19 protein-coding genes are annotated in these 25,151 nt (G+C 39.2%); 6 read left to right on the forward strand and 13 right to left on the reverse strand.

The window, feature by feature from the left end; all coding sequences use genetic code 11:
* The first annotated feature begins 444 nt into the window (after positions 1-444).
* Genes IPJ53_05730 through IPJ53_05745 form a run of 4 tightly spaced genes read left to right on the forward strand, consistent with a single transcriptional unit; the run spans position 445 to position 6,609 of the window.
* Positions 445-1,062 carry a TetR/AcrR family transcriptional regulator gene (locus tag IPJ53_05730; protein MBK7798587.1) on the forward strand — a complete coding sequence of 206 codons (618 nt, stop codon included), beginning with the start codon at positions 445-447 and terminating at the stop codon, positions 1,060-1,062.
* 34 nt (positions 1,063-1,096) lie between these two features.
* Positions 1,097-2,428 carry a TolC family protein gene (locus tag IPJ53_05735; protein MBK7798588.1) on the forward strand — a complete coding sequence of 444 codons (1,332 nt, stop codon included), beginning with the start codon at positions 1,097-1,099 and terminating at the stop codon, positions 2,426-2,428.
* 32 nt (positions 2,429-2,460) lie between these two features.
* Positions 2,461-3,507: an efflux RND transporter periplasmic adaptor subunit gene (locus tag IPJ53_05740; GenBank protein ID MBK7798589.1), complete on the forward strand. Its 1,047-nt coding sequence runs from the start codon at positions 2,461-2,463 to the stop codon at positions 3,505-3,507.
* A 51-nt stretch (positions 3,508-3,558) separates the two neighbouring features.
* The gene (locus IPJ53_05745; protein MBK7798590.1) at positions 3,559-6,609 is read left to right on the forward strand and encodes an efflux RND transporter permease subunit; all 3,051 of its coding nucleotides are present in this window, start codon (positions 3,559-3,561) and stop codon (positions 6,607-6,609) included.
* Positions 6,610-6,693: 84 nt separating this feature from the next.
* Here IPJ53_05745 and IPJ53_05750 read toward each other — a convergent pair whose 3' ends face one another.
* The 6 genes from IPJ53_05750 to IPJ53_05775 all read right to left on the reverse strand — a co-directional run bounded on the left by IPJ53_05750 (position 6,694) and on the right by IPJ53_05775 (position 13,575).
* The gene (locus IPJ53_05750) at positions 6,694-7,518 is read right to left on the reverse strand and encodes a hypothetical protein (protein MBK7798591.1); all 825 of its coding nucleotides are present in this window, start codon (positions 7,516-7,518) and stop codon (positions 6,694-6,696) included.
* A 495-nt stretch (positions 7,519-8,013) separates the two neighbouring features.
* A complete protein-coding gene (locus IPJ53_05755; GenBank protein ID MBK7798592.1) occupies positions 8,014-8,199 on the reverse strand; it encodes a hypothetical protein in 186 nt (61 codons plus the stop codon).
* A gap of 23 nt (positions 8,200-8,222) precedes the next feature.
* A complete protein-coding gene (locus IPJ53_05760) occupies positions 8,223-8,708 on the reverse strand; it encodes a hypothetical protein (protein MBK7798593.1) in 486 nt (161 codons plus the stop codon).
* Positions 8,709-9,288: 580 nt separating this feature from the next.
* On the reverse strand, positions 9,289-11,151 hold the full coding sequence (locus tag IPJ53_05765) for an ABC-F family ATP-binding cassette domain-containing protein (GenBank protein MBK7798594.1): 1,863 nt from the start codon (positions 11,149-11,151) through the stop codon (positions 9,289-9,291).
* A gap of 64 nt (positions 11,152-11,215) precedes the next feature.
* A complete protein-coding gene (locus tag IPJ53_05770; GenBank protein ID MBK7798595.1) occupies positions 11,216-12,553 on the reverse strand; it encodes a hydroxymethylglutaryl-CoA reductase in 1,338 nt (445 codons plus the stop codon).
* Positions 12,550-13,575, reverse strand: coding sequence for a type 2 isopentenyl-diphosphate Delta-isomerase (locus tag IPJ53_05775; protein MBK7798596.1), 1,026 nt, complete (start codon positions 13,573-13,575; stop codon positions 12,550-12,552). The genes IPJ53_05770 and IPJ53_05775 overlap by 4 nt, the downstream gene beginning before the upstream one ends.
* 422 nt (positions 13,576-13,997) lie before the next feature.
* Here IPJ53_05775 and IPJ53_05780 point away from each other — a divergent pair, with 422 nt between their 5' ends.
* Complete coding sequence (locus IPJ53_05780; protein MBK7798597.1) at positions 13,998-15,785, forward strand: hypothetical protein; 1,788 nt, start codon at positions 13,998-14,000, stop codon at positions 15,783-15,785.
* 6 nt (positions 15,786-15,791) lie between these two features.
* Complete coding sequence (locus IPJ53_05785) at positions 15,792-16,511, forward strand: tetratricopeptide repeat protein (GenBank protein ID MBK7798598.1); 720 nt, start codon at positions 15,792-15,794, stop codon at positions 16,509-16,511.
* 433 nt (positions 16,512-16,944) lie between these two features.
* Here IPJ53_05785 and rpmA read toward each other — a convergent pair whose 3' ends face one another.
* From rpmA to IPJ53_05820, 7 genes are all read right to left on the reverse strand, one after another.
* Positions 16,945-17,262 (reverse strand): 50S ribosomal protein L27, encoded by a 318-nt coding sequence (gene rpmA, locus IPJ53_05790; GenBank protein MBK7798599.1) that lies wholly within the window; start codon positions 17,260-17,262, stop codon positions 16,945-16,947.
* 18 nt (positions 17,263-17,280) lie between these two features.
* On the reverse strand, positions 17,281-17,592 hold the full coding sequence (gene rplU, locus IPJ53_05795; GenBank protein MBK7798600.1) for a 50S ribosomal protein L21: 312 nt from the start codon (positions 17,590-17,592) through the stop codon (positions 17,281-17,283).
* 267 nt (positions 17,593-17,859) lie between these two features.
* Positions 17,860-20,043, reverse strand: coding sequence for a TonB-dependent receptor (locus IPJ53_05800; GenBank protein ID MBK7798601.1), 2,184 nt, complete (start codon positions 20,041-20,043; stop codon positions 17,860-17,862).
* A gap of 151 nt (positions 20,044-20,194) precedes the next feature.
* The gene (locus IPJ53_05805) at positions 20,195-21,736 is read right to left on the reverse strand and encodes a phosphatase PAP2 family protein (GenBank protein ID MBK7798602.1); all 1,542 of its coding nucleotides are present in this window, start codon (positions 21,734-21,736) and stop codon (positions 20,195-20,197) included.
* A gap of 11 nt (positions 21,737-21,747) precedes the next feature.
* Positions 21,748-22,683 (reverse strand): transporter, encoded by a 936-nt coding sequence (locus IPJ53_05810; GenBank protein MBK7798603.1) that lies wholly within the window; start codon positions 22,681-22,683, stop codon positions 21,748-21,750.
* A 372-nt stretch (positions 22,684-23,055) separates the two neighbouring features.
* Positions 23,056-23,886: an SPFH domain-containing protein gene (locus tag IPJ53_05815; GenBank protein MBK7798604.1), complete on the reverse strand. Its 831-nt coding sequence runs from the start codon at positions 23,884-23,886 to the stop codon at positions 23,056-23,058.
* 109 nt (positions 23,887-23,995) lie between these two features.
* On the reverse strand, positions 23,996-25,051 hold the full coding sequence (locus IPJ53_05820; protein MBK7798605.1) for a tetratricopeptide repeat protein: 1,056 nt from the start codon (positions 25,049-25,051) through the stop codon (positions 23,996-23,998).
* Positions 25,052-25,151: the final 100 nt, after the last annotated feature.

Raw genomic sequence — 25,151 nt, forward strand, 5'->3', positions numbered from 1 at the left:
GCTTGAATGGGTGATAGAGAGATTCCTGTTTTGAGACTTATTTTCATCAATTTTATCAAAGCAAAGAGTTTACCAGGGAGCCCCTAGAATTTATGGACTTTAATCGACAAGCCCATGTTATAGGTTCTATCCTAAATGAATGTATAAAATTTTCTTCTGTTCTAATTTGAAATATTTCAAATAAAAATTTAATAATATATTGATATTAAATTATATATATATTTTATAAAAAAATATTTATACAATAATTATCATTTTACTAAACACTGTTCATTATATTTGCGTTGTTAATTTGAAAAACTGATCAAAATGGGGTTTGTGAAAAGGGAGTCATTTATACAATTGAAGAAAGCAATTGGAAGAATGAAAAACTCCCAAAGCAAATGTCTTATTTTTCACCGGTTGCTTTTTAAATGACTTATTCACTAACTAATCAAGCTGTACATGGGAATTTCTGAAAGAAAGGAAAGGGAAAAAATTGAATTGCGGGAACTCATTCTCCTAAAAGCAAAAGAAATACTTTCCAAAGAAGGACAGGATCAGTTGTCCATCCGAAAAATTGCCACCGCCGCAGAATACAGCCCGGCGACCATTTACCTGTACTTCAAGGATAAGGACGAAATCCTGTTTTCGCTCATGGAAATGGGCTTTACGCTGATGGGTAAGTTTTTGATGGAAGCCATCTCCGAACCTGATCCGGTGAAGCGGATCGCTGCCATCGGCAGAGGTTACGTGCGGTTTGGAATCGACAATCCGGATTGGTATGAACTGATGTTCAATTCTGAAAAACCAATGAACCATCTGGAGCGATGCAAGGAAGTCTGGGGGCAAGGCTTGAGCCTCTTCGAACTCCTGGTTTCCACCTGTCAGGAAGTCATCGACAGCAGAAGAACTAGAGGCAACGATCCACACATCATGGCCCTCCAACTATGGAGCAATGTCCATGGACTTGTCAGCTTGGTCCAATCTCAACGACTGGACATCATCGAAAAAGCTCATCCGGATCATCTGGTGGCAGCCACGCTGGATCACATCATGAATTGCATTTTTATCAACGAATAATTTTTTTACCTTTTTGCTAAACAGTGTATATATTATGATCACAATTTATAGACTCCTTCATTTGATCTTTTTTTTCTTATTGATCAGCCCTCTTATTCAGGCACAGGACTTTGGGCCCCTCGTCAAAGCCACCTGGAAACAAAGTAAAGAATTGCAAGCCAGAAGTTTTGAACTTCAAAAAGCAGAGTCTGCTTTCCTGGAAGCAAAAGCCTTGTACAGACCCACCGTAAATTTTGGAACTCAATACACACTGGCTTACGGAGGCAGATCTATTGCCTTACCTATTGGGGATCTCTTTAATCCGGTCTACAATACCCTGAACCAGCTGACAGGCACGAATAATTTTGGGAGTCTGGAAAATGTGGAAACCCAGTTTTTACCCAATAATTTCTACGATGCCCGACTCAGGGTGCAACAACCCATTTATTATCCTGAGATCAGCGTGAATAAATCTATCCATGAGGAAAAATTAAAGCTCCAACAACTGGAGGTGAAAGCTTATAAACGCTTACTCAGCAAAGAGCTCATGACGACCCTTTTTCAATACAAAAGTGCGGAGGCTTATCAACGGATTATTTCACAAACGGATACTTTGTTGGCAGAAGCTGTCAGAACAACTTCCAGCATGATCAGGAATGGAATTGCCTTGCCTTCGGCACTTCATCGCATAGAGTCAGAAAGAGCCTCTCTGGAAGCAAAAAAATTAGAAACAGAGGCCATCCGGAAGAATGCATTTAATTATTTGTCTTTTCTGATGGGACCAGAGGTGGAAAATCTGATAAGCCAATTGGTACTTACAGAATTTCCTGAGTTGAATAAATTCCCGGCTGACGACGCAGAGGAATTGGAACAATTGAAATCAGGTATAAAAATCAACGAACTCCTGCAGAAAAAGGAAAATCAATTTTACAGACCACGTTTGGGCGCCCAACTCGATCTGGGTTCACAGGAATTTGATTTTGGTTTTGATCCTTATGTTTTGCTTGGAATTAATTTGGAAATCAATCTCTATGACGGCGCTCGTCATAAATTGAGAAAAGACCAAAATAAATCTGCCATTGCGGCCATTCAATCCAGACACGATCATCTAAAAGATCAATTTGGACTTCGCTCCGCTTCCAGTCTAAACAATTTGGAATCTGCGCGTGCACAAGCAAACACATTTGCGCCACGCATCGACCATGCAAAGAAATTGTATCAGGAAATTTTTAAAAAATATAAAGAAGGATCCGTAAATTATTTGGAGCTGCTGGATGCACAGACTCAGTTGTTCCGTACGGAAACAGAATACAGTCTGTCCAGATTTCAGGTTTGGATCAGATGGGCAGAACATTTGTACAACACTGCCAATTTTCCCATCGACTAATCAAATTTTTTATTTCAATATAATTCGACCAAATGAAAAAGTTTTTCTTCTCCGGTTTATTCTTTTTATTCCTATTACTTGGATGTAAAAAACAAGCTCAAATTACTCCGACAGACATCGCTCAGGATTTAAATACCATTCCTGTGAAAACTGCTAAAATAGCAACCAGTAAAGAATCTGAATCCATTTCTGCGCTGGGAATTGTCATGTCGGAATCTGATGCAAAACCATCGTTTAAAACAGGAGGGGTCATCGCCCGTACTTTTGTTAAGGAAGGCGATGCCGTAAAAAAAGGACAATTGCTCGCCACTTTGCTCATGACTGAAATAAATGCTCAGGTTAAAATGGCGGAAGAAGCTTTGCAAAAGTCATTGCGTGATTTAAATCGTGTCAAAAATCTTTATGCCGACAGCGTCGCTACTTTGGAGCAATTTCAAAATGCATCCACCGCCTTGGAGATGGCCGAAAAGTCTGCTGAGATTGCGCGCTTCAACAAAGGGTACAGCGAAGTTCGTTCACCAATTTCAGGAAGAATCGTAAAACAAATTTTGCATCCAGGTGAACTGGCCGGACCGGGTACGCCTGTCTACGTTGTAATAGGAACCCAAAATCAGGATTGGACGGTAAGAGTAGGTCTTACAGATCGGGATTGGGCTAGGGTTAACATCGGTGACCAGGCTGAATTAAGTTTGGATGCTTACCCGGAGAAAAAGTTTGCTGCGGTGGTGGATGACAAGGCCCCTGTAGGCGGGGACGCAAGCGGCACGCTGGATGTCATATTAAAAATAAAAAATCTGAACAGCTCTCTCGCAGCAGGTCTTGTAGCCAAAACCAACATCTATCCAAAATCCGGTTCTACCTATACGACCATTCCCATTGAAGCAATGGTGGAAATGAATCAACAATCAGCTTATGTTTTTATCATCGAAGATGGAAAAGCTAAAAAGAAAATGTTGAAAATTATCAGATTGATGGGTGATAAAGTGGCCATCCAATCAGATTCAACTCTACCGGATGAAGTCATCACAACAGGGTCTTCCTATCTCGAAGAAGGGGATCTGGTTCGTAAAGTTAATTAGCATTAATATTTCAAAATAAAATTGATCACTTCGGTTACTAAAACATAGATCATGTCTTTTAATCAGTTTTTTGTAAAAAATTATCAATTTACTTTAGTACTGTTTATTGCAGTGCTTATCCTCGGAGCCAATTCTTTAATGAATATGCCACGTAGTGAAGATCCTCCTTTTGGTGCGCCCATTTTTTCAATAGTGGCTATTTATCCCGGCACCACTCCGAAGGATATGGAACAACTTATTGTAGATCCGATCGAAGAAGAATTATACCAACTATCCGATATAAAAAAAATAAACACCTCCATTTCTGATGGTCTCATGGTGATGCTGGTAGATTTTAATTATGGTGTAGATGTCGAAGCCAAGAACAACGACATCGTAAGAGAAATTAACAGACTTCGTCCTGAGCTTCCGGATGGTTTGATCGAACTTACTGTCAAGCGTGCTGCGAGCAGCGATGTAGCCATTCTACAAACTGCTTTGGTCTCGGAGACCGCAGATCCTCAAAAAATGAAGTCTGAAGCTGAACGACTGGAACGTGAATTGGAGCGCATCAAAGAAATTAAATTTGTAGAAATACAAGGGGTTCCGGAACGGCAGGTAAAAATTGAATTAAACCTTGAGCGGATGGCTCAATTAAAAATTGGTTTAAATCAGGCATTGGGTTTGATACAGGCCAACAACATCAACATACCCGGAGGTGATGTCGATCTGGGACATCGAAAATTTAACATCAAGACTTCTTCTGAATTTGAAAGAATTGAAGACATTCAGCAAACCATCATCCACACCAACAAAGATGGAAAAACTTTAAGATTGGCAGACATTGCACAAGTTTATTTTGATGAAAAAGAAGAAGATCACATTGCACGTTTCAATGGGAGCAGAGCACTCTGGGTAGTAACTGCCATGAAGGATAAAAAGAACATCATCTCAGTGCGTAAAAAGATGCAACAGGTACTAGATGAATTTGCTTCAACGCTTCCTGCAGACATCAGAATGGAACAAGCATTTGATCAGGAGAAAGGAGTGCGAAGCAGACTATCTGGCTTGGGAATGGATTTTTTGATTGCAATTTTTTTAGTCTTGCTGACTTTGCTTCCATTAGGAACCCGCGCATCTTTTATTGTGATGATCTCCATACCATTGTCACTCAGTATTGGATTATTTTTATTGGACCTGATGGGTTATACCTTGAATCAGTTGAGTATAGTAGGAATGGTAATTGCCCTGGGTTTATTGGTGGACGACAGCATTGTAGTAGTAGAAAATATTGAGCGGTACATGCGGAAAGGTATCTCTGCAAAAGAGGCTGCTGTATCTGCAACAAATCACATACTCGTTGCGGTCCTTGGTTGTACGGCAACTTTACTATTGGCATTCCTTCCTCTTGCAAACCTGCCGGAAGGTTCCGGTGATTTTATTCGCTCGCTTCCTATGGCGGTTATGCTTACAGTTTTGGCCTCCTTATTTGTGTCAGTTACCATCATCCCATTTTTATCCAGCATCTTGCTAAAGGCTCATGAAAAGGACAGCCATCAGGATGGAAACATTTTCTTTCTTGCATTTAAAAATTACATCAACGCCCCTTATCAAAAACTTTTAGTCTGGTGCATCGGCCACCCTGTAAAAACGCTGTTGGCTGCAGCTGCGATTTTTGTGGCATCTTTTACTTTGGTGCCGCGGTTGGGGTTTAGTTTATTTCCTGCTTCCGAAAAACCCATCATTATCGTGGACATAGAAACAGAACCAACCAGCAACTTAAAACATACAGACAAATTGGTGCGCAAAATTGAACAATTTATCCTGGGCAAACCTGAAGTGAAAAGATTGGCATCCAATGTAGGCAAAGGAAATCCAAGAATTTATTACAACGAATTTCAAAAGCAAAATTCGGATGATGCTGCACAGATGATGATTTTTTTGGACGACGAAACTACTGTTCCGGAAATCGTACAATTTGCAGACAAACTGAGAGGAGAATTAAAACAATTTGCCGGTGCAGAAGCAAAGGTCAGACGATTTCAACAGGGCCCTCCCATCACGGCTCCCATCGAGATGCGCATACTAGGCAGCAATCTCGATACTTTACAATCTCTTGCCAATCACGTTGAACAAATAGTGAATGCAACGCCTGGGGCACTTTATGTGCGCAATGATTTAAAATTTAAGAAATCAGATATTCAAATCGAAATTGACAGAGAAAAGGCCGGTATGTTTGGATTGACCACAGCAGAAATTGCAAAAACCATCAGGCTAGCCATTGCCGGATTGGAGGTCAGTGAAATCAGAGATGAAGAAGGGGAGGAGTCTTCTATTCTGGTAAGTCTTGAAAAACCAAGCAGCAATGCATTGGAAAATTTTGACCGCATCAATGTTACATCATTAAGTGGAGCATTGGTTCCTTTAAAGAATATTGCTACCATTCATATGACTCCATCCGCACCGGTAATCCATCATTTCAATAAAGAACGATACAGTTCGGTAAGTTCATTTGTGGCCACCGGTTTTAACACCGATCAGATGACCAATGAGATCATTCAAAAGGTAAAGGATCAAGTTCCGATGCCACCTTCTTACAGGTTGATCGCTGCGGGTGAAAGAGAATCAAGAGATGAGTCCTTCGGGGGAATTGGAACCATCATCATGTTGGCAATTTTTGGTTTACTTGCGATTCTGATTCTTGAATTTAGAACTTTCAAATCGACCCTCATTGTGTTGAGCGTAATTCCAATGGGCATCATTGGCGCATTTGTTGGTTTGTTTGCAGCAGGAGAAACACTTTCATTTGTGGCCACCGTTGGAATCATTGCACTGGCAGGAATAGAGATTAAAAATTCAATATTAATGGTTGACTACACCAACGGTCTTCGTGCCAAAGGAATGGGACTTCTCGAGGCTGTGCTTGATGGTGCCGAGACTCGTTTTTTACCCATTTTGTTGACTTCACTTACAGCGATTGGCGGACTTACACCTTTGGTGATGGAAAGATCTCCTTTGATCAGTCCATTGGCCATTGTGTTGATTGGCGGTTTGATCAGTTCAACGCTCTTAAGTAGATTGGTCACCCCGGTATTGTATTATCTTATTCCGCCTAAAGTTTAGTGGAATTAAATATATTGCTTCACAAAATAGTTTATTCTTAAAATAGAAAAGCCAATGAAAATCATTGGCTTTTTTATTTATCTACTACCACCACCTAAGTAGATTTATTTCTTTTGTTTCTCCATCCGGTAGAGTAACCACCGCAAGACTGTTACAGAAGCCTTCGCCATAATCAATACTGTAGATAGAGTTATTGGTTTTTAAGCTCAGCTTACCCTGCACCAGCCAGGGACAATTTGCTTTATAAATTAGAGCATCGACAGTTGTGACCGTAAACGAATCTCCGGCCCTGTTTACACCGGTGGAAGATCCAAGTATTGACCATACATCATCGGCAATTATTTTATCGGTCAGCGATCCTTCAATTTGAGTAAGTGTTTGATTGCCTTCCCACTCAATAATTTTCCCTGAAGGGAACGATAATTTTCTATTGGTAACCAACCTGCTCAGTACGTTTTGGCTCAATGCATTCTTGCCTACATTCGTAAGCACTATAGTGCCCTGAATTTTAATGTCATCAAGATAGAAATTCGTGTGATTTACCGTGCGGACAGCACCGGTAGTATTAAGGGGGGCGGACATTTGAACAGTTATGATACCCCTCCTGATATGTCCATTGGGACCTGTTACGCCCGTTGAACCATAATCAATAATCAAAGTATTGGGATAAGTTCCTTTAGTATTCAACCAGGTCCTGACTGGATAAGTCCGAGACTGAGCAGTCTGCAAACCATTTTCGATTTGGTCATTAATTTCAGACTCATTAATTTCAAGAAGATTTTGTTGGGTAGCCAAATCTAAAGATGAATTTACAAATGCATTGTCACCAAACAAACCATCCTTTCTGCAGGATTGAAAAACAACCATTCCAATGATTACAAGAATGGAAATAACCTTTTGAATTTTCATAGAAACTTTATTTTATGTTCAAAAATTGAAGTACTACCATTTGACACAAATTCAATTCAAAGGTTTAAAATTGGTCAATATTTTTATTGTGCCCCAGTAACAACCAATTGGAATTGTTAGGAATTTGCAGATCGCAAAGGTTTAATTAGAATATGTAGACTCTAATTCCCTAATTCTCAAATTAGCCGCTTTCGCGGTGCCTTCACTTATCGTGCTGTCGCACGATACTCTGCTGCAGCAGAGATCGTTCAGTTATCTCTCATTCCTTTACCAGCCGCTTTCGCGGTGCCTTCACTTATCGTGCTGTTGCACGATACTCTGCTGAAGCAGAGATCGTTCAGTATAGTCCTTTTATTAACTCATTAGCTAATTTTCAAATTTTCAAATTCTTTCGTTAGCCGCTTTCGCGGTTCCTTCACTTATCGTGCTGTCGCACGATACTCTGCTGAAGCAGAGATCGTTCAGTTATCTCTCATTCTCTCATTCTCTAATTCTCTAATTCTTTTCCTCCTCCTCCTCTTCCTCGTGTTTCATATTCAAAGAATCTGGTGGTGGAAGGTTTGGGGCAACCGCTTCCACATTTACAGGTGTAACTTGCTTTTCAGCAGGCGGTTTTGTATTGCTCGTGCAAGCCATCAAAAAAAACAGCCCAAAACAAAAGCACCCAAGTAATATTTTCATAATTTAAAAATTTTATTTTTTAATTAATCCTCATCCCCACTTTCACCATTTTGTGGTTGAGTGAAGGATGCAGAACTCAATTCAGTGTGTCTTATCTGACCTCCGGTATAACCGGTTCTCGCCATCAAACCAAAACTTACCAATCCAATCAAAAGAATCAACCAAGCCAACGATCTGTATATTTTAAAATCTTTTACAATAGTCAAATGTCCCAAAATCGACAACACCCCCAATGCTATGATGGACACCAACGCATAAACAGCCACGTCCTCATGAACGTTGATCACATTCTCTGAAATACCTTGAATGTTTTCGACCGTTTCCTCAGCAGCTTCACCTGTGAAATAGGCAATCCCCGCACCGATTGCAGAAACAATGAATAAATTGTATGCAGCCATACTCGTCTGCTTACTATCCATCCAAAGCGCATGCACCAAGACCATCACACCAAGGATTGAACCAAAGATTGGAAGATGATTAATTAAAAGATGAACATGTGTTTGATCCATAAGATTGTTTTGTCTAAATTAGAAGAAAATTAATTTGCATTGTAGTGTCAAGATCATTCTAATCAATGATAACAATCATTCCATGCATTATGCACCAAGCCAAACATCAAAAACACTTTTTTTCTGATGGATTATGATCTATACTGTTATTGCTGGAGGGAGTTTACTTTGTGAATTGAATTTACCACAATTCTTCTTTTACAAAATTTGAAAATTATTTTCCTGACTCAGAGATCGTTCAGTATAGTCCTTTTATTAACTAATTAGCTAATTTTCAAATTTTCAAATTCTTTCGTTAACCACTTTTGCGCCTGACAGCCGAAGCACTCAGGCAGGGTTCCCTCACATATCGTGCTGTCGAAAGCCACTAAACTGAGTAAGTTCAAACTTTTTATTAACTAATTAGCTCATTTTCAAATTCTCTCATTTTCTCATTCCCTAATTCTCTGATTAGCCGCTTTTACGGTGCCTTCACTTATCGTGCTGTCGCACGATACTATGCTGTCGCAGAGATCGTTCAGTTATCCATTAGCTAATTAGCTAATTTTCAAATTTTCAAATTCTCTAATTCCCCCATTTCCTAATTCTCCTCCACAATTTCCATCCACCTCATCTCAATCACATCCATTCGATCCTGAATTTCAACAAGACGCTTGTTGGAGTTAATAAATTCATTACTGGTGGGGTTTAGGGTTGCGAAATTATCAATGATCCGGGATCGCTCGGCACTCAGTTTTTCCAGTTCACGTTCGATTTGTTGCATTTCTTTTTTAGCTGCCTGATTTATTTTGCGTTCTTTTTGTCCGGCGTTTTCAGTTGTTGTTTTTTCAGTTTTTTCCTGACTGGCATTTGCAAGAGATTCTTTTTTTAGGGCTTCTCTGTATTCGGAATAATTTCCTGGAAAATCTCTGGTCTTTCCACCTTCTTGTAACACAAATAAATGCTGCACCAGTTTGTCCATGAAAAAACGGTCGTGGGAAACAATGAGTAAGACACCGGGAAATTCCATTAGAAAATCTTCCAACACATTTAACGTCGTGATGTCAAGGTCGTTTGTAGGTTCGTCAAGAATTAAAAAATTAGGATTTTTGATGAGGATGGTGAGCAGATACAATCTTCTCCTTTCCCCACCGCTCAGTTGACTCACATACACTTGCTGTTGTGGTCTTGGAAATAGAAATTTTTCAAGCAGACTTTCTGCGGAAAGCTTGTGTCCTTTTTTTAATGGAATGTAATCTGCAATGGATCGGATAACATCGATGACTCTTTTATCTTCCTGTAGATTTAGACCATCTTGCTCATAGTAACCAAACAAAACAGTTTCTCCAATTATAATTTTACCACTATCTGGTTTCAGGCTTCCGGTAAAAAGTTTAAGCAGACTCGTCTTACCAATTCCATTGGGTCCTACCAACCCCACTCGATCTCCCGATTTAAATTTATAGGAAAATTTATCCAGTATGGTCTTTTCACCAAATGACTTAGAGACGTTGTGCAACTCCAGAATTTTAGAGCCAAGTCTTGTGTGGTCAATATCAAATTCAATCTCTCCGGCTTCTTTAGGTCCCTCAAGAGATTCTTTGTTTTCATAAAAATTGTCTACTCGCGATTTGGATTTGGTAGTCCGGGCTTTTGGCATTCTTCGAACCCATTCCAATTCGCGTTTCAGCATTTTGCGCATCTTGTCTTTTACGACGGTCTCATTTTGCATCCGCATGGCCTTCTTCTCAAGAAATTCCTCGTAATCTCCCTGATACTTGTAAAGGGTGCCGCGATCAAGCTCCAGGATTTGGTTGCATACATTGTTTAAGAAATAACGGTCGTGCGTGACCATTAAAATGCTGGCTTGACTTTGTTCAAGATATTTTTCCAGCCATTCAATCATTTCCAGATCAAGATGGTTGGTTGGCTCATCCATGATTAGAAATTCTGGTTTTCCACAGAGTACTTTGACTATTGCCAGTCGTTTTTTTTGTCCGCCACTCAATTTGTCCACCGGAAAATCAAAATCAGGCAATTTAAATTTTCCGGCAAGTTCACGGACATACGCTTCAATTTCCCATGCCTTTGATTCTTCGATAAGGGCTAAGGCCTTTTGTGTCTCTGCATCGTCATGAGATTTTTGAGCAGTGTAAAGTGCTTTTAAGGGTAGGATCCAATCATCGTGTCCTTCCAAGATGGTTTCAAGAATGTTGTGCCCGGGAGAAAATTCAGGATCCTGCGTAAGATAAGCCACCTGTATGTCTTTGTTGATCCAATAACTGGATGATTCGCCCTCCGGAGAATCAATACCGGCGGCAATTCTAAGCAGGCTGGACTTGCCACTGCCATTTCGTGCAACAATAGCTATTTTTTCTCCCTGGTTCACTTTGAGATTTAAATTCTCAAATAAAACTTTTTCTCCATAGGACAAGGATATATTTTCAAGCGTGAGGTAATTCATGTTGCGTTTATTATTTTTTAACGATGTCCGGAGGTAAATAGGATAGAAGAAATATCAGAAAAAATTATTCGAAACTTTTTTGGTCTTCTAAAAATTTTCTCACGTTTGTGAAACTGACTTTATTATTTTTAAAAAATTCCAATGCTGCAGTACATTCTTTTTCTGTTGCATGAAGATGATGAAGTATATTGGCAAGATGCATTTTCATGTGGCCTTGTTGTATTCCTGTCGTGACCAGCGATTTTACCGCAGCAAAATTTTGTGCGAGACCGGTTGCAGCTGTCACTTTCATCAATTCTTCCGCAGTAGGGTGGTCCAATAATTCCAGAGATCTTTTTGCAATGGGATGCAAGGCGGTAAGTCCTCCGACAGTACCCAGCGCCAGGGGTATCTCCAACCAGAAATGAAATATTCCATTGTCAATGCTGCAATCACTCAGACTCCTGTATTGCCCATCCTTTGCAGCATAAGCATGACCGCAAGCTTCAATCGCCCTGAAATCATTTGCAGTGGCGATGATCACTGCATCAATGCCGTTGAATATTCCTTTGTTATGTGTCACTGCACGATATGGATCCAGTCTTGCAATTTTAATGGCAGTATAGAACCGCTCTGCGAATTCTTCCGGACTCATATCCTCGGCAAAAGTTCCGAGCTGATCAATAGGACAACTCACCGACGCCCGCACAATGCAATCTGGGGTAAAATTTGATAAGATGGACATGATAATTTCAATATCACGTGAGCCTTCTTCCAGATGATCTTGTTCAGTTATAAATTGTTCGAAACTTGCACTAAATGATTCAAGACAGGAATTGATAAAATTAGCACCCATTGAATCGCAGGTCTCAAATCCCATCCTCCATTGATAATAATCTTCCAGTTCACCAATTTTGATCAGTTCTATTGAACTGAATCCTCCTCCCCGATTCTCCATATTGTGGAGAATTTCTTTCGAGTCAGCGCGCATCCTCTTCTCGATTTCAGGAATCCACGCCCTCAGCCATTCTTCTTTACCTTTCCATTTGAAATGAATTTGTCCGAGCTTTCTGGTACTGAGCACTTCGGCTTTAATTCCGCCTCGGTCCATCCAATATTTTGCAGCATAGGCTGCTGCTGCAACCACACTGCTTTCTTCGATCACCATTGGGACGCAATAAGTCTTTCCGTTGATGAGAAAATTTGGAGCCACGCTAAATGGCATTGGAAAATTGCTAATGGTGTTTTCAGAAAATCCATCCAGAATTTTTTGTTGGTCCTCGTTGCCATGCCAATAACTCATTAATTCATGCATCACATTTTCCGGATCTTTGAAAAAATTTTCAACTATCCATTTGATTTTACCCCTCTTATTTAGTTTTGAAAAACCGGAAATGGATTTTGTATTGGTCGACTGGCTCATCCGTTGTGATTTTTAATTTTCAAAAAGGATCTGCACATATTCAATCCACTGATTTGTTGCTCAAAAAATATTTTGAGGGTATCGTAATCTCCCATTGCATGTTTAAGAAAGGCCGATGCCATCCCATAAAGAGAAGGCATTGAACTGAGAGACATCAGGTAATAGGCATCAAGAAAATGCTGAACTCCACCAGAAATGATGAGATTTTTGGTTTGAATTTCTGATTTTGTTTCAAGGAGGTGATTACAGATTTGCACCATTTCTTCGGCAGTGTGCCCGATATTGGCTAAAGGGGTGAAAGCTTCCAGTTTGGATGGTTCATCACGCAGCAATTCAAGTAAGGCGAAATTTGTCCCACCAAATGCCCCAAATTCAACTGCTTCAAGAGGAAGGGAGAGTAAAGAATCCAAAGACTGAAATCCCATTCCCTGGCCTACTTCTTTTACTATAATTTTATAATCAAACGCATCCAGAATCCTTTTGACAGTATCTATTGGTTTTACCTTAAGGCGATCACCTTCCGGTTGCATATATTCCTGCATAGGGTTTATATGAATAATCAAACCATCTGCTTCACAAATTTCCATGATCTCCTTGATCAGCTTTAATTTGTGATCGGCGATCCAATGTTCCAATTGTGCAATACCCAAATTTGCAAAAAGTGGTTGACCTCCGATAATTTTCCGGACAGCAAAATCGGATCTGAACTCCGGGTGATCAATTAACTTCCGACAAGAGCCCAAACCCATTCCAAGTTTGAATTCATTGCAAAGTCTTGCCAGATTAGAATTAATCAATTTAGCCTTTGCAGTGCCTCCGGTCATGCTGGATATCCATACAGGGTAGTCTAAGGTAATCTCGCAAAGACTGGAAGGCCATTTTGATAAAGGATCGGGATGGATACCATGAATAGGATCGTATTCAAATCTGTTATCCAGCATATGAGCAGGGGTACCGGATCTAAAGGCAAGGGTGATGTGATCATCCTTGCGGTCAATTTGGTCTGGTTGATTTGAGCTCATTTAACAGGATTTGAAACAAAAGAACAAGAAAATATGGTCCTTGTTTCAAGATTTCGCAAGATAGAGCTTTTTTTTATCACGCTAGCCGATGGTTGGAATGACCAAAAGAACATTAAGCGATTTAACTCTGTGTCAAAATGAAGGTAAGTATGTGTGAATCTTTCATACAGAGGCTCAAAGTTCCTTCAAGTTGAAGATTTTTATGGAATCCAGATCTTAATTATCCAACCGTTACCCGGCAATGTTCCATGAACCTCCTAAAACTTGGTTATAAGATGTCAAACACTTTTTAGTTTCGCTTCAAAATCCAATTTTGTCTACCATTGATATAATCTCTTATGAAAGAATTTTATTCGCAAATTTTATAAAATCAATTACGCCGGTTTATAATAATTTTGCAAAGTTTCAGTTTTAACTCTTTGATGAAGTATAGTTCCTTATTATTGGTTCTTGTTTTTTTGATTTCAACCCTTGGGCTGTCTTCATCGCTTTTTGCTCAAAAAGATACTGCCAAAAATAGTGTTTACGTCATCCATTCTGAATTCCTGAGATTTGAACGATTTGATGGAAGAGAAATTCAATATTTGAGCCAGGACATTGCAGTATTGCATAAAAAAACATACTTATTTTGTGACTCCGCAGTCATAGAAGGGCAACGCGTTTTAGCCATCGGCCACGTCAGAATTGTGGAAGGGGATAGCTTACAAATCTTTGGAGATACACTTTATTACGATGGGTTAAAATTGCAAGCTGATTTTATCAACAACATTGTATTACGCCACAAGGATAGACAGTTGTTTACTTCTGCATTGCATTACGACCTCAAAAAACGAATTGCAAGTTATACTACCGGCGGCTTATTGTCCTCCGGCAATACCCAATTGGAAAGTAACCGTGGATACTATCACGCCAAACAGGAAATGGCTTTTTTTAATGACAGTGTAAATGTAATACTACAGGACAGCATGAATCTTCAGGCTGATTCACTGGTTTTTGATGCAAAGAAGAATCATGTTGTTTTTACCGGGCCAACTGACATCAAGCAAAAAGACATGAACATCTATGCAGAGGATGGTTATTACGACATTAATCGGCAACGTTCCTATTTTTGGCAAAATCCTGTGTACAGAAAGTCATCCCAATCTGCTGATGCAGAAAATATTGAATTCCGGGCACAGGAAAATGTAATCATCCTGACAAGGAATGCCTGGATTCGGGACAGTATCCAGCAAGCGAAAGGAGACAGTATTTACATTGACCAGGCCACCGATATGGTTTATATTTATGGGAATGGCTGGTATCAGGATAAAGACAGGAGTCTCAAGGGTGAATCAATAGTCTACAACAAGAGAACCAAATCACTCCAGGTGCAGGGGCGAACTCAGGTTTTTGAAGGAAAACAAATTATTACAGCTAATAAGATTATTTATTCAGGGGATAAGGATTTAGGAGAAGCTTTCGGTGATGTGATACTCAGAGATACTCAGTCAGGATTTGAAATACATTGTGATACTTTTCAATACAATAAGAAAGATAAATTATTGATCCCAATAGGAAAACGAAAGTATATTTCAACCCCTGTGGACAATGATACACTTTATATGACCGCTGACAGTTTAATGTCACAGCAGATTTCAGAAAATGGTGATACATTCAACATTATGAGGGCATTTTATCACGTCAAAATTTGGGGCAATAAAATGCAGGGACTCTGCGACTCACTTTTTTTTGATGGAAGGGATTCAGTTTTCAGAATGATGAACAATCCGGTATTATGGGCAGATACCACGCAATTTATAGGAGATACCATTTTGCTGTATCTTAGGAATAAAGCATTGCATCAAATCCACCTCATCCAAAAGGCATTTGTCTTGACAGAGTCGGTAACAAACCTTTCCAATCAAATGAAGGGAAGATACATAACTGCTTTTTTCGCAAATAAAAGAATGGACTATCTTACTGCCCAGGGAAATGCAGAATCAGTTTACTTTATTCAGGATGATGACAAAGCTTATATTGGAACAAATTATATCAAATCCAGCAGTATGAAAATGGTTTTCAATGAGCAGCGCAAAATTGATAAGATTCATTTTTATACAAAACCTGAAGGAAACATGCTCCCGCTGAATTCCGGCAAGACAAAGCTGTTAGATGGCTATATTTCCAGAACAAAAGAGAAACCAACTTCACTAGAAGAAATACTTAATTAATGAGTAATGAGTAGGCTGATTATTATTCTATTTGTTAGTACATTTTACTTGCAGGCACAGTCAATTGATCAAGGCTTAGATTTTTATGCACAATCTGATTATACGGCAAGCCTGAAAGTTTGGGAGGAGTTAATTGCTAAAGGATTTAGAGATAAAGAATTGTATTACAATCAGGCCAACTGCTATTACAAATTGAAAAAATATCCTGAAGCAATTCTATTTTACAATAAAGCTTTAGCCATTGATCCTTCTTACGCAGATGCAAAAGATAACCTAAGGTCGGCTGAAGGACAGGCAGGAATTGAAGACATTTCATTACCTCAATTTTTCTTATTGAGTTGGTTTTTAAGGTTGGGGAATGCATTGAGTGTTTTTTTTTGGTGGTCGTTAGGGGCATTTTTATTATCCGTTTCCATCTGGATATGGTACAGGGTGAGGTATCTGCGATACTTCAGTCTGCTTCTGGGATTTTTCGCACTCATAACTTCCTGTTTGGCGATCTACCAAACCATGCAATCCGGAGATCACACCAAAGCAATTTTAATGGAGAATAACTCAATTTTACTTTCTCCGGACACGCTAAGTACCGCAAAAACCGAACTCCTGGCCGGAGAAACTCTTTTTCTAATCGATCATTTGGATCCTTGGGTAAAAGTACAAACCAAATCTTATGATGCCGGATGGATTCTAAAATCCAAATTGAGATTTGTGATGGATTCACTTTAACAGGAGGCTGGCTGATTTACGATAAGAAAGGCAACCTATGTATTGGGCGATTTATCTGAAATGCTTTCTTTTCGTTTGACCCAAAATTGTCATTAGCGTTCGTAGTGAGAGGCAAAAGAGCAACAAAGGCAAGACTCCTCGGAAGAAATTCGCGCGGAAGTGAAGTAATATTTCATTGAGCACGAATTTTGAGAAGAGGCTTGCATTTAAAGCTATTTTGGCTTGTAATAGAATTCTAATGACAATTTTGGGTTTAACTTAGGGCTGGTAGATTTACGATAAGAAAGGCAACCCATGTGTTGGGCGATTTGTCTGAAATGCTTGAGTCAGTTTAAACAACAAAAAAGGCCTCCAATTAATTGAAGACCTTTATATTTTTTCTTATTGACCGTTTTTTTTGGAAACCGATTCAATAATTAATTACAAGTAGTGACTATTCTTCTTCTGTTGAAGGAATATTTTTAGTCTGAGCTTCAGCTGGAACTACAGGAGTCGCTTCTGCTGCAATGATATGAACTACATTTCTGTCCTTACGGGTTTTGGTAAATTTTACCACACCGTCAGTAAGGGCAAAAAGCGTCCAGTCTTTTCCAACACCCACGTTTCTTCCCGGATGGTATCTGGTACCTCTTTGTTTGATGATAATGTTACCGGCAATGGCTTGCTGGCCTCCAAAAAGTTTCACCCCAAGACGTTTACTATTACTGTCTCGGCCGTTACTGGTACTACCTTCACCTTTCTTATGAGCCATTTTTTTAGAATTTAAATATTAGGCAATAATGGATTCAATCTTAATTTGAGTAAAAGACTGACGATGTCCGTTTTTCTTTTCCAGGCCTTTTCGTCTCTTCTTTTTGTAAACAATCACCTTGTCACCTTTTACATGATCCAAGACAGTTGCTTCCACTTTAGCTCCTTTAATACCGGGAGCCCCAATGGTGGTTGTTCCTTCATTTGACAACATAAGTACATCGTCAAAACTGACAGCAGCACCTTTCTCGGCATCGATATGATGAACATACACTTTTTGGCCTGCTGCGACCTTGAATTGTTGTCCCTGAATGTTAACTATGGCAATCATTTTTACAGATTTTTAAATCGGAGAGCAAATATAGCGCTTCTCAGCATTTCTTCATTGAAAAATTGTTAAAAATCAACAAATTAACCGAAAGGCTTGGTCCAATTAACGGTTATTAAATCAAGCGGGTTTAATAATAATTTATTTTTATATATGTAAGTTACTAAAATACAATTATTTATTCCAAAATATATTTAATACGGCTTAAAGTCAATTCGCGGATTCCTCCATTAAATTCCTACATATTGGATTCCCTTACTCCTTAACTTTTTAGATACGAAACCCTATAGAACAAACAAAACTTCGTCCATCTGAACTCCAAATCCCCCCACCCGGATAAATGACTGGCCTTTTGGTGAAATAGGAAGTGTTTAAGAAATTGTTTACACCGGCCCTTAAAATAAACCTTTTAGCAAACTTATAGGCGAGATTAAAATCCCAGATCGCGTAATCGGGAACAATTCCTTTGGCTCCATTTGAGGTGGGTTGGATCGTATTAAGTGGATCAGAAAAGCTTTCGTCGACATAACTGAACAAGAGGGTTGAGCTGAGAGTTTTGTAAGAGATATTCAATCCATTTCTGCTAATCCACCTTGGCACACTCTCCACTTCATTGCCACTGATGTTTGCATTAATTGTCCCTGCAGCCAACTGGGCATCTTCATAAGTCGCTTTCATTAGACTGGTAGAGGAAAACAAAGTGATTCTCCAAATGGGCATGTCCAGAACATTAAATTCAGCATATAATTCTAGACCATTTGTGAGGCTGTTGCCAATATTCGTTTTGTAAGTATAACTACCGGTACTGTCTTGTAAAACGAGATTACCCATGCGATGGTCATATCTCATTCGAAACAATGTCAACTCAATTTTAAGCTTGTCTTTAAAATAGGCTTTAACACCTATCTCTGCATTGTATCCAAAGGCATCTTCAAGATCTTTGTCAGCTCGTTCTAAAACAGATCCCGGAATAATATCTTTTAATAAAACAGGTCTGTACGCTTGGGAAATACCTCCGTAAATTCTTAAGTTCTCCCTAATCTGATATTGGCTACTGATACCAAACGCTGGGATTTGGTGAGCTATTCTGTTGGGTGTTTCTTTAGGATCGTAATAACTTAGGGTTCCGGTCATATCGGTTTGACCATATTCATATCGCAGACCGGGTGAAATGCTCCATCGGTCGTTTACATAAATTAAATTTTCAACTGAGAGTGCAATGCTCTGACTTTTATAATTCAAGTCCCTCCCAAATGCTCCAAGCACACTTAGGTCAAAATCTGAATACACAGTTCCCTTACCTTGTTGCCTTCTGCTTAAATCGTTATTGAAATATCTCAATCCCACTGCAAGCACATGCCTCAATTTTCTTGTTTTGTAATGATGCAAAATCCGAAGTTCTGAAGTGCGCGAATTAAATTGATCAATATCTACTACTCTGTTTTTGTATTGCTGAGTAATAGGATCAATTTGATCCGGTCGATCTGCAAATCCTTCAAATTGAACTGAATTCCTGGTGCCAAATACACCTGACAATACCCAGTTTAAGGTGGTGTTTGCATTAATCTGCCAATTTAAAGTCAGGGAAGGAACAGTGATGTCCGGATTAAAATAATTTCTTGAACGAGTGGATTGCCTTGGATCGATTAAAAACATACTGTCAGTAAGAGGACCCGGAATCTTGTACACATAACTGCTTCTTCCAACTTCAAAAGATAATTGTAGTTTATCATTAAATTGGTAACTGAGATTTAAAAATTGTGCATCCGAATTTGAATTTGAATTCTCACGGTACCCATTGGAAATGCGTTTTTGATAATACCCAAAATAACTAAATTTTCCAATTTTTCCACCAAGGGAGGCGTACGTGCTGTATAAACCATAGGAACCTATTGAGCTAATGGACTCAAAGCTGATTGCCTTGCTGGTATCTGCCTTCTTCACCACATAATTCATCATACCCCCAAACTCTGCCCCGTATTGTAGAGAAGAAGTTCCATGCACCAACTCAATCTGTTCAATTGCTTCCATAGGAGGGCTGTAATGGCTGGCGGGATAACCATACAAATCCGAATTAATCATGATTCCATTTTGTCTGATATTGTACTCCCAACTTCTGTGCGGATCTAGTCCCCTGGTTGAAATATTCACCTGATTTCCTGAACCATCCATATCGTAAATAAATGCACCCGGAATTTTTGCAAAAATTTGTCGCCCCGTTTTTTCAGCAAGATTTGCAGCCATATCCTTTACAAGGACAACTTCATTTTTTTTACCGGCAATAATATAGGTTTGATGAATGGATCCTAGTTGTTTGATGTCTGTTATTGGTCGGTATCCTTTAATCGTAATTTCATTCAAAACTTTGCCATTGATACTGTCTTGAATTTCTTCCTGACTAAATATAAGATTTGAAAAAAAGAGACCTAAAAATATTCCAATATACTTCAACATATTCGGGGTCATATACTCGGTTTTCGACTTTTGCAAAGATACTTCAAATGCCTTCCGGAGATTGAAATAAAAATTAAAAATCAATTAAAAAACCTCACAGAAATATTTCTGTGAGGTCTGAAATTATTATGAATGCTTAACAAAAAACGTATTACTCAACTCCATCTGTCTTGGCTACATTTACAGAATAGCTTCCAATATTTTTTCCCTGTACCACACCAATTTCAGAATCAAATCTGAAATGAATTCCACCGTACACACGGGATAAAGAGGCTTCTTTGGCGATTGCTTCAAATTCATTTCTGCTGTTGGGAAAGAAATGAGACAAAACTTCTGCCGCAGCACCTGAAAATACTGAGTGACCAGAACTGTAGGATGGGAAATTTGGGATGCCCAAAATCGTTTTGAATCCTGGTATTACTTGTGAAGGTCTGGGATAATGATAGTAATATTTTGTATCCCAGCAACTGATGCCTCCATCCATAATGGCCATGTTTAGATAGGCTAATATTCTTGCAGTTCTCAATGGATTATATTTTGATGAAACAATGTGCTCGCAAGCTATCCGGTTCCAATGTCCCGGTGGGGAATAGGTGCCAATCCCATCTGACCAGAAATTTGCAATTTGTCTTTGTTCAGTTGTAAGGTTTTTTGCAAAAGATTTCAACTCTTCAGCAGCTGTATTGAATTCAGCACTACCAATTGCAGGTGGAGGGAGTGGTCTTACGGCTTCAACGTTCGGTATGCACCAGGGTTTTACGGATCCGAATAATGGCGTGATCCCTACTGGTCTCACCGGATCTTCCAAATTATCCCACGCCCATCCAAATCTGGCTTTGGCAGCTAATTTAATTGAGTCTGATATGGGTCTTGGAGTTTGTGCATTTTTCATACCATCAGTCGATGCTCTTTTTGTAAAAACAGCTGCGACTATCTTGGCCAAAGAATCTCCGGCTGTGATTTCACTTTTAACATTCATACCTGCCCAACTCAAAACATTCTTATGCTCTGAGGCCTTGAGAGCAATGTAGTCTTTTTCCAAGGGAAACATCGCAGTGAGGATAGCCTGAGATACAGAAGCTATTACTGCACCTTCTGAAGGATATCCGGGAAGATTGTTTTCCGGCAAATGTGTAACAATGCTTGAATCATTTACATAAGCAGGGGTCCTGTTATACTTTTGTTGCAGTTGCCAGGTGGCAATCATTGCATCATACTGGGCTGCAGTCAAATATGCCAACATTCTGCAGGCATATGGCGGATGCGAAAACGGGAAATAGGGATAAGTGGAAGGTGAAGCTGCATTTGGAACTCCATAACTGCCATCCTGATTGGGAGCAGGTGGTAAATTATACTTAGACACCAGATCCCTCGCGATTTCATTCCATCGGATAAGACCGTTATTTCCCCAGTATTTTATCGCATTGAGTTGTTCAGTACTCGGTTTTGCAGAGGCGGTTTTTAAATCTGACAACTCTTTTAGATAAGCCGCAGAGTTGGTTTCATCTGGTAATTTTACATCATATTGATTGACATCACCGATCAGAATCGTTTTCCAGGTTCCTCCTTGTGCATCAAGTCCGGAAAAATGGTAAGTGTCAAACGAATAACCGGTATCAATGTCCTCCTGACAGGAAAGAGCCAGCACACATATTGCCGTAAAAGCTATTATTGATTTAAAATATTTTTTCATGAGTTTACTTTTTATTGAATGGAGTTATTTGATTGTTTGTTCCATAGGCCAAACTGATAAGCGACCCCTCCACTGTAAATGGTGGATTGCCCTACATTACGACCATCCAAAACATAGTTTCCTGATCCGATAATACTTAATCCTTTTACGAATGTTGGGTAATACTGAAAGCCAAAACCTATTCTGCTATTGTTCATTTTATTCGAAGGAAATGGCATATCCTGTCTTCTGATGTCATGTCCGGACAAACTGGTCATACCATCATAATTGACTTCAAGTCTAAGCCCTTTGTCAAACAACCACATTCCAATTAAGGCATTAAAAGTGGTGGCATTTGGCATGTCCGCTTTATTGGAATAATATCCTTTATCTGTGTAATAATAATCCCTGTCCAAAGTGATTTCACTTCTTAAGTGGTAACCATACATGCCTCTAATGAAAAGTCCAAAATCAAATTCATATTGTAACATTCCTCTTAAGGAGGCTTCTGTCGCACCCAACCCAATACTAAAAGGCAAATAGTCCGGATTATAATCGGTGACCGGAGTAGTCAATCCTAATGTGGTGTGTAAAAGAACCGATCCGGGGCCTATTTTTTGTCTGATAAGTTCTGCCTTTAGCCACATTCCAAGATCTTGAATTCCCTGATCACCACTAAATTGACCGGCTGTTGGCTTGGTTTTTACCCAGGGAAGGGCAGCCATAAAATTGATCTTGTCTGTAATTCCCAAAGAAAACATGGGCATTACGCTTTGTCGATTGAGGGTACCAATATTACCATTCGTTCTCTTGAGTGTTCCTTCCCAGTATTCGTTCCAGCTGTCGTGTGAATAAATTGCAGCCACACAAATCTGACCCTTGGGCATCATCAGATTGTCAATAGGCGTTTGTGCATTTAATTGCACAATAATTGTACAGGTAAGTAAAAAAAGTAGACTTCGTTTCATTTGAGTATAATTGAAAGTTCGTGAGTATTTGAATACTTGTCTACTTGGTCAGTGCTTCTATAAATAAGAAAGGGCTGATGTTTCAGCCCTTTTATATTAAAACTTTAAAACTCAATCTTGATGAAATCTCTCTTTCTTTCCAAACTATGAGTCAAATGTAGGATGACTTACAAATTGATTTCAAACTAATTGACGAAACCTATTTAGAATTATGTGAAAAGTATATTTTAAATGACAAAATGAACTTAAGTTGATTTATGTTTTATCTTTTGTTAGATGATTTTAAAGTGGGGACCTACACTTTGCCTACATAGTTGCAAAAAAAATCCCCCAACAAATTGCTGGAGGATTTCTCAATATTAGAATTGTCTCTTAACCATTCATTTCTATCACTGGACTGGTTTCCTTATCAGAACACAATACAACCATTAAATTCCCAACTAGCCTGGATTTTTCCTGATCACTGAATTCTGCAATCTTTCTTTCCTGAAGTTGATGCAATGCATTCTCCACCATCCCAACAGCGCCCTCTACAATTTTGAATCGGGCTGCCACAATTGCCTCTGCCTGCTGCCTTTTGAGCATGGCCGCCGCAATCTCAGGGGCGTAGGCAAGGTATCCGATTCTTGCTTCCATAACCTCAATTCCGGCAATCTCAAGCCTTTCCTGCAGTTCTCTTTCCAAAGAATCATTCACCTCAACACTGCTGGATCGAAGCGTAATTTCATCATGATTTTCAACATGATCGTAAGCATAATGACCCGCAAGTTTGCGTACCGCAGAATCTGTCTGGACTTTAACAAAATTATACAAGTCTTCAACTTCAAAGGCTGCTTTAAATGTTTCTCTTACACGCCATACCAGAATTACACTGATTTGGATTGGGTTACCTCTCTTGTCGTTTACTTTCAGTCGTTCACTGTCGAAGTTATTTGCTCTAAGAGAAATTCCCTTCTTGGTGTAAAATGGATTTGCCCAGTAAAATCCTGCATCCTTAAGGGAACCAACATACTTACCAAAAAGAGTTAAGACTTTAGAGAAATTTGGATTGATAATAATAAACCCGGACAACAAAAGTGTCCACAACAAACCTCCTCCAATCCACCAAATTGGTTCTTGGTATAAATAAGCGGTTACTGGTAACAATAGGACGAGCACTAAAACAGGCCATCCTGAAATCGGGGTAAAAATTTTTTCATTCATTTTTCTTCGTTTGCCTGAATTAACAAACAGAATGAATGTTCAGTTCTCGGAAGTAAATACTTATCGAAATGTCAAGAAAAAGAAACGACGTATGTAGAAGAAAATCCGACTAGAATCTGACCGGCTTTTTCTTTTGCTGGGTTTTTAACTCAATTTGTTCTGGTTCCTTATATTCGATTCCTTGCATATGACTTAATTCTGCTTCAGCTGCCAGGCATGGCAACAAAGTCCAGTATCCGGATGACATGATGACTCGGAATATTTCTGCGGCCTTTTCTTTGTTATTGGCTAAAAGGTTTTTATAAGCCAAGGCATATGCTTTTATGGCCCAGGTCTCCGCATCTACAATGTTGGTAGGAATCTGAGTAAGATCCACCAACTCTTTTTCAGAGAGTTCACCCTTGTAAAACAGCATAGCATCATGATAGGGTTTTGAAGAAGGCAGAATATGCATATCCTTGGATATGGCATTCAATATATTCTTTACATCTTCAGTTCTTCCTGATCTGTTGTAGCACTGAAATTGCCAGTAATAACTTCTTACCCATAAATCGGTATTGGTGGAAAAATCACCACAGACCTCAAACATCTTATCAGCGCTGGAAAAATCATTGTTGCATTGAAAGGCTAGACCCATCAAAAGGTAGTTTTTGAATTGCAAAGTCATATCGGCAATTGAATCTGAACCCCACATTCCAGTAAGACCTTTTGGATTGCTGATTTTCTCCATTTTTTGACCGGATTTCCAGAAATTATCAATAGCAGCGGTTAGCTGACGACCCAGTAACATGGCTTCCCCTCTGTATAAATATAGATCGGCCACCTCAGGAAATTTTTCAATACCCTTGGAATATAATTCAATGCCATTTTCCACCTGTCCATTAGCAACAAATGCACGACCATATTGGATATACCCTTTTGGGTCATCCAGTTTGCCGAGATAAACATTCCTGGATTGTTCGATAAAAGCTTCTCGCGTTTGCTTTATTGAATCTGAATCATTCCACTCCTGAAGCTTATTTCCTAATAAATTAACTGCAAATGCAACCCCGGCCTTTGGATCTTTACTCGGATCCACGATTGATCCATTTCCCGATTTTGGATCATTCTTACATTGTGAAAAAAGGAGAAGTGTAGAGAAAATGAGACAAATTTTTGATTTCATGGTTCGTAAGAATTATATTATTCCTAATTTTAAGACAAAGTTCTAAATTTCTAATGACTGCAGAAGAAACAAGGATCAATTAACAAAATCTTTAATATCA

Source organism: Candidatus Vicinibacter affinis, assembly GCA_016714365.1.
GTDB lineage: Bacteria > Bacteroidota > Bacteroidia > Chitinophagales > Saprospiraceae > Vicinibacter > Vicinibacter affinis.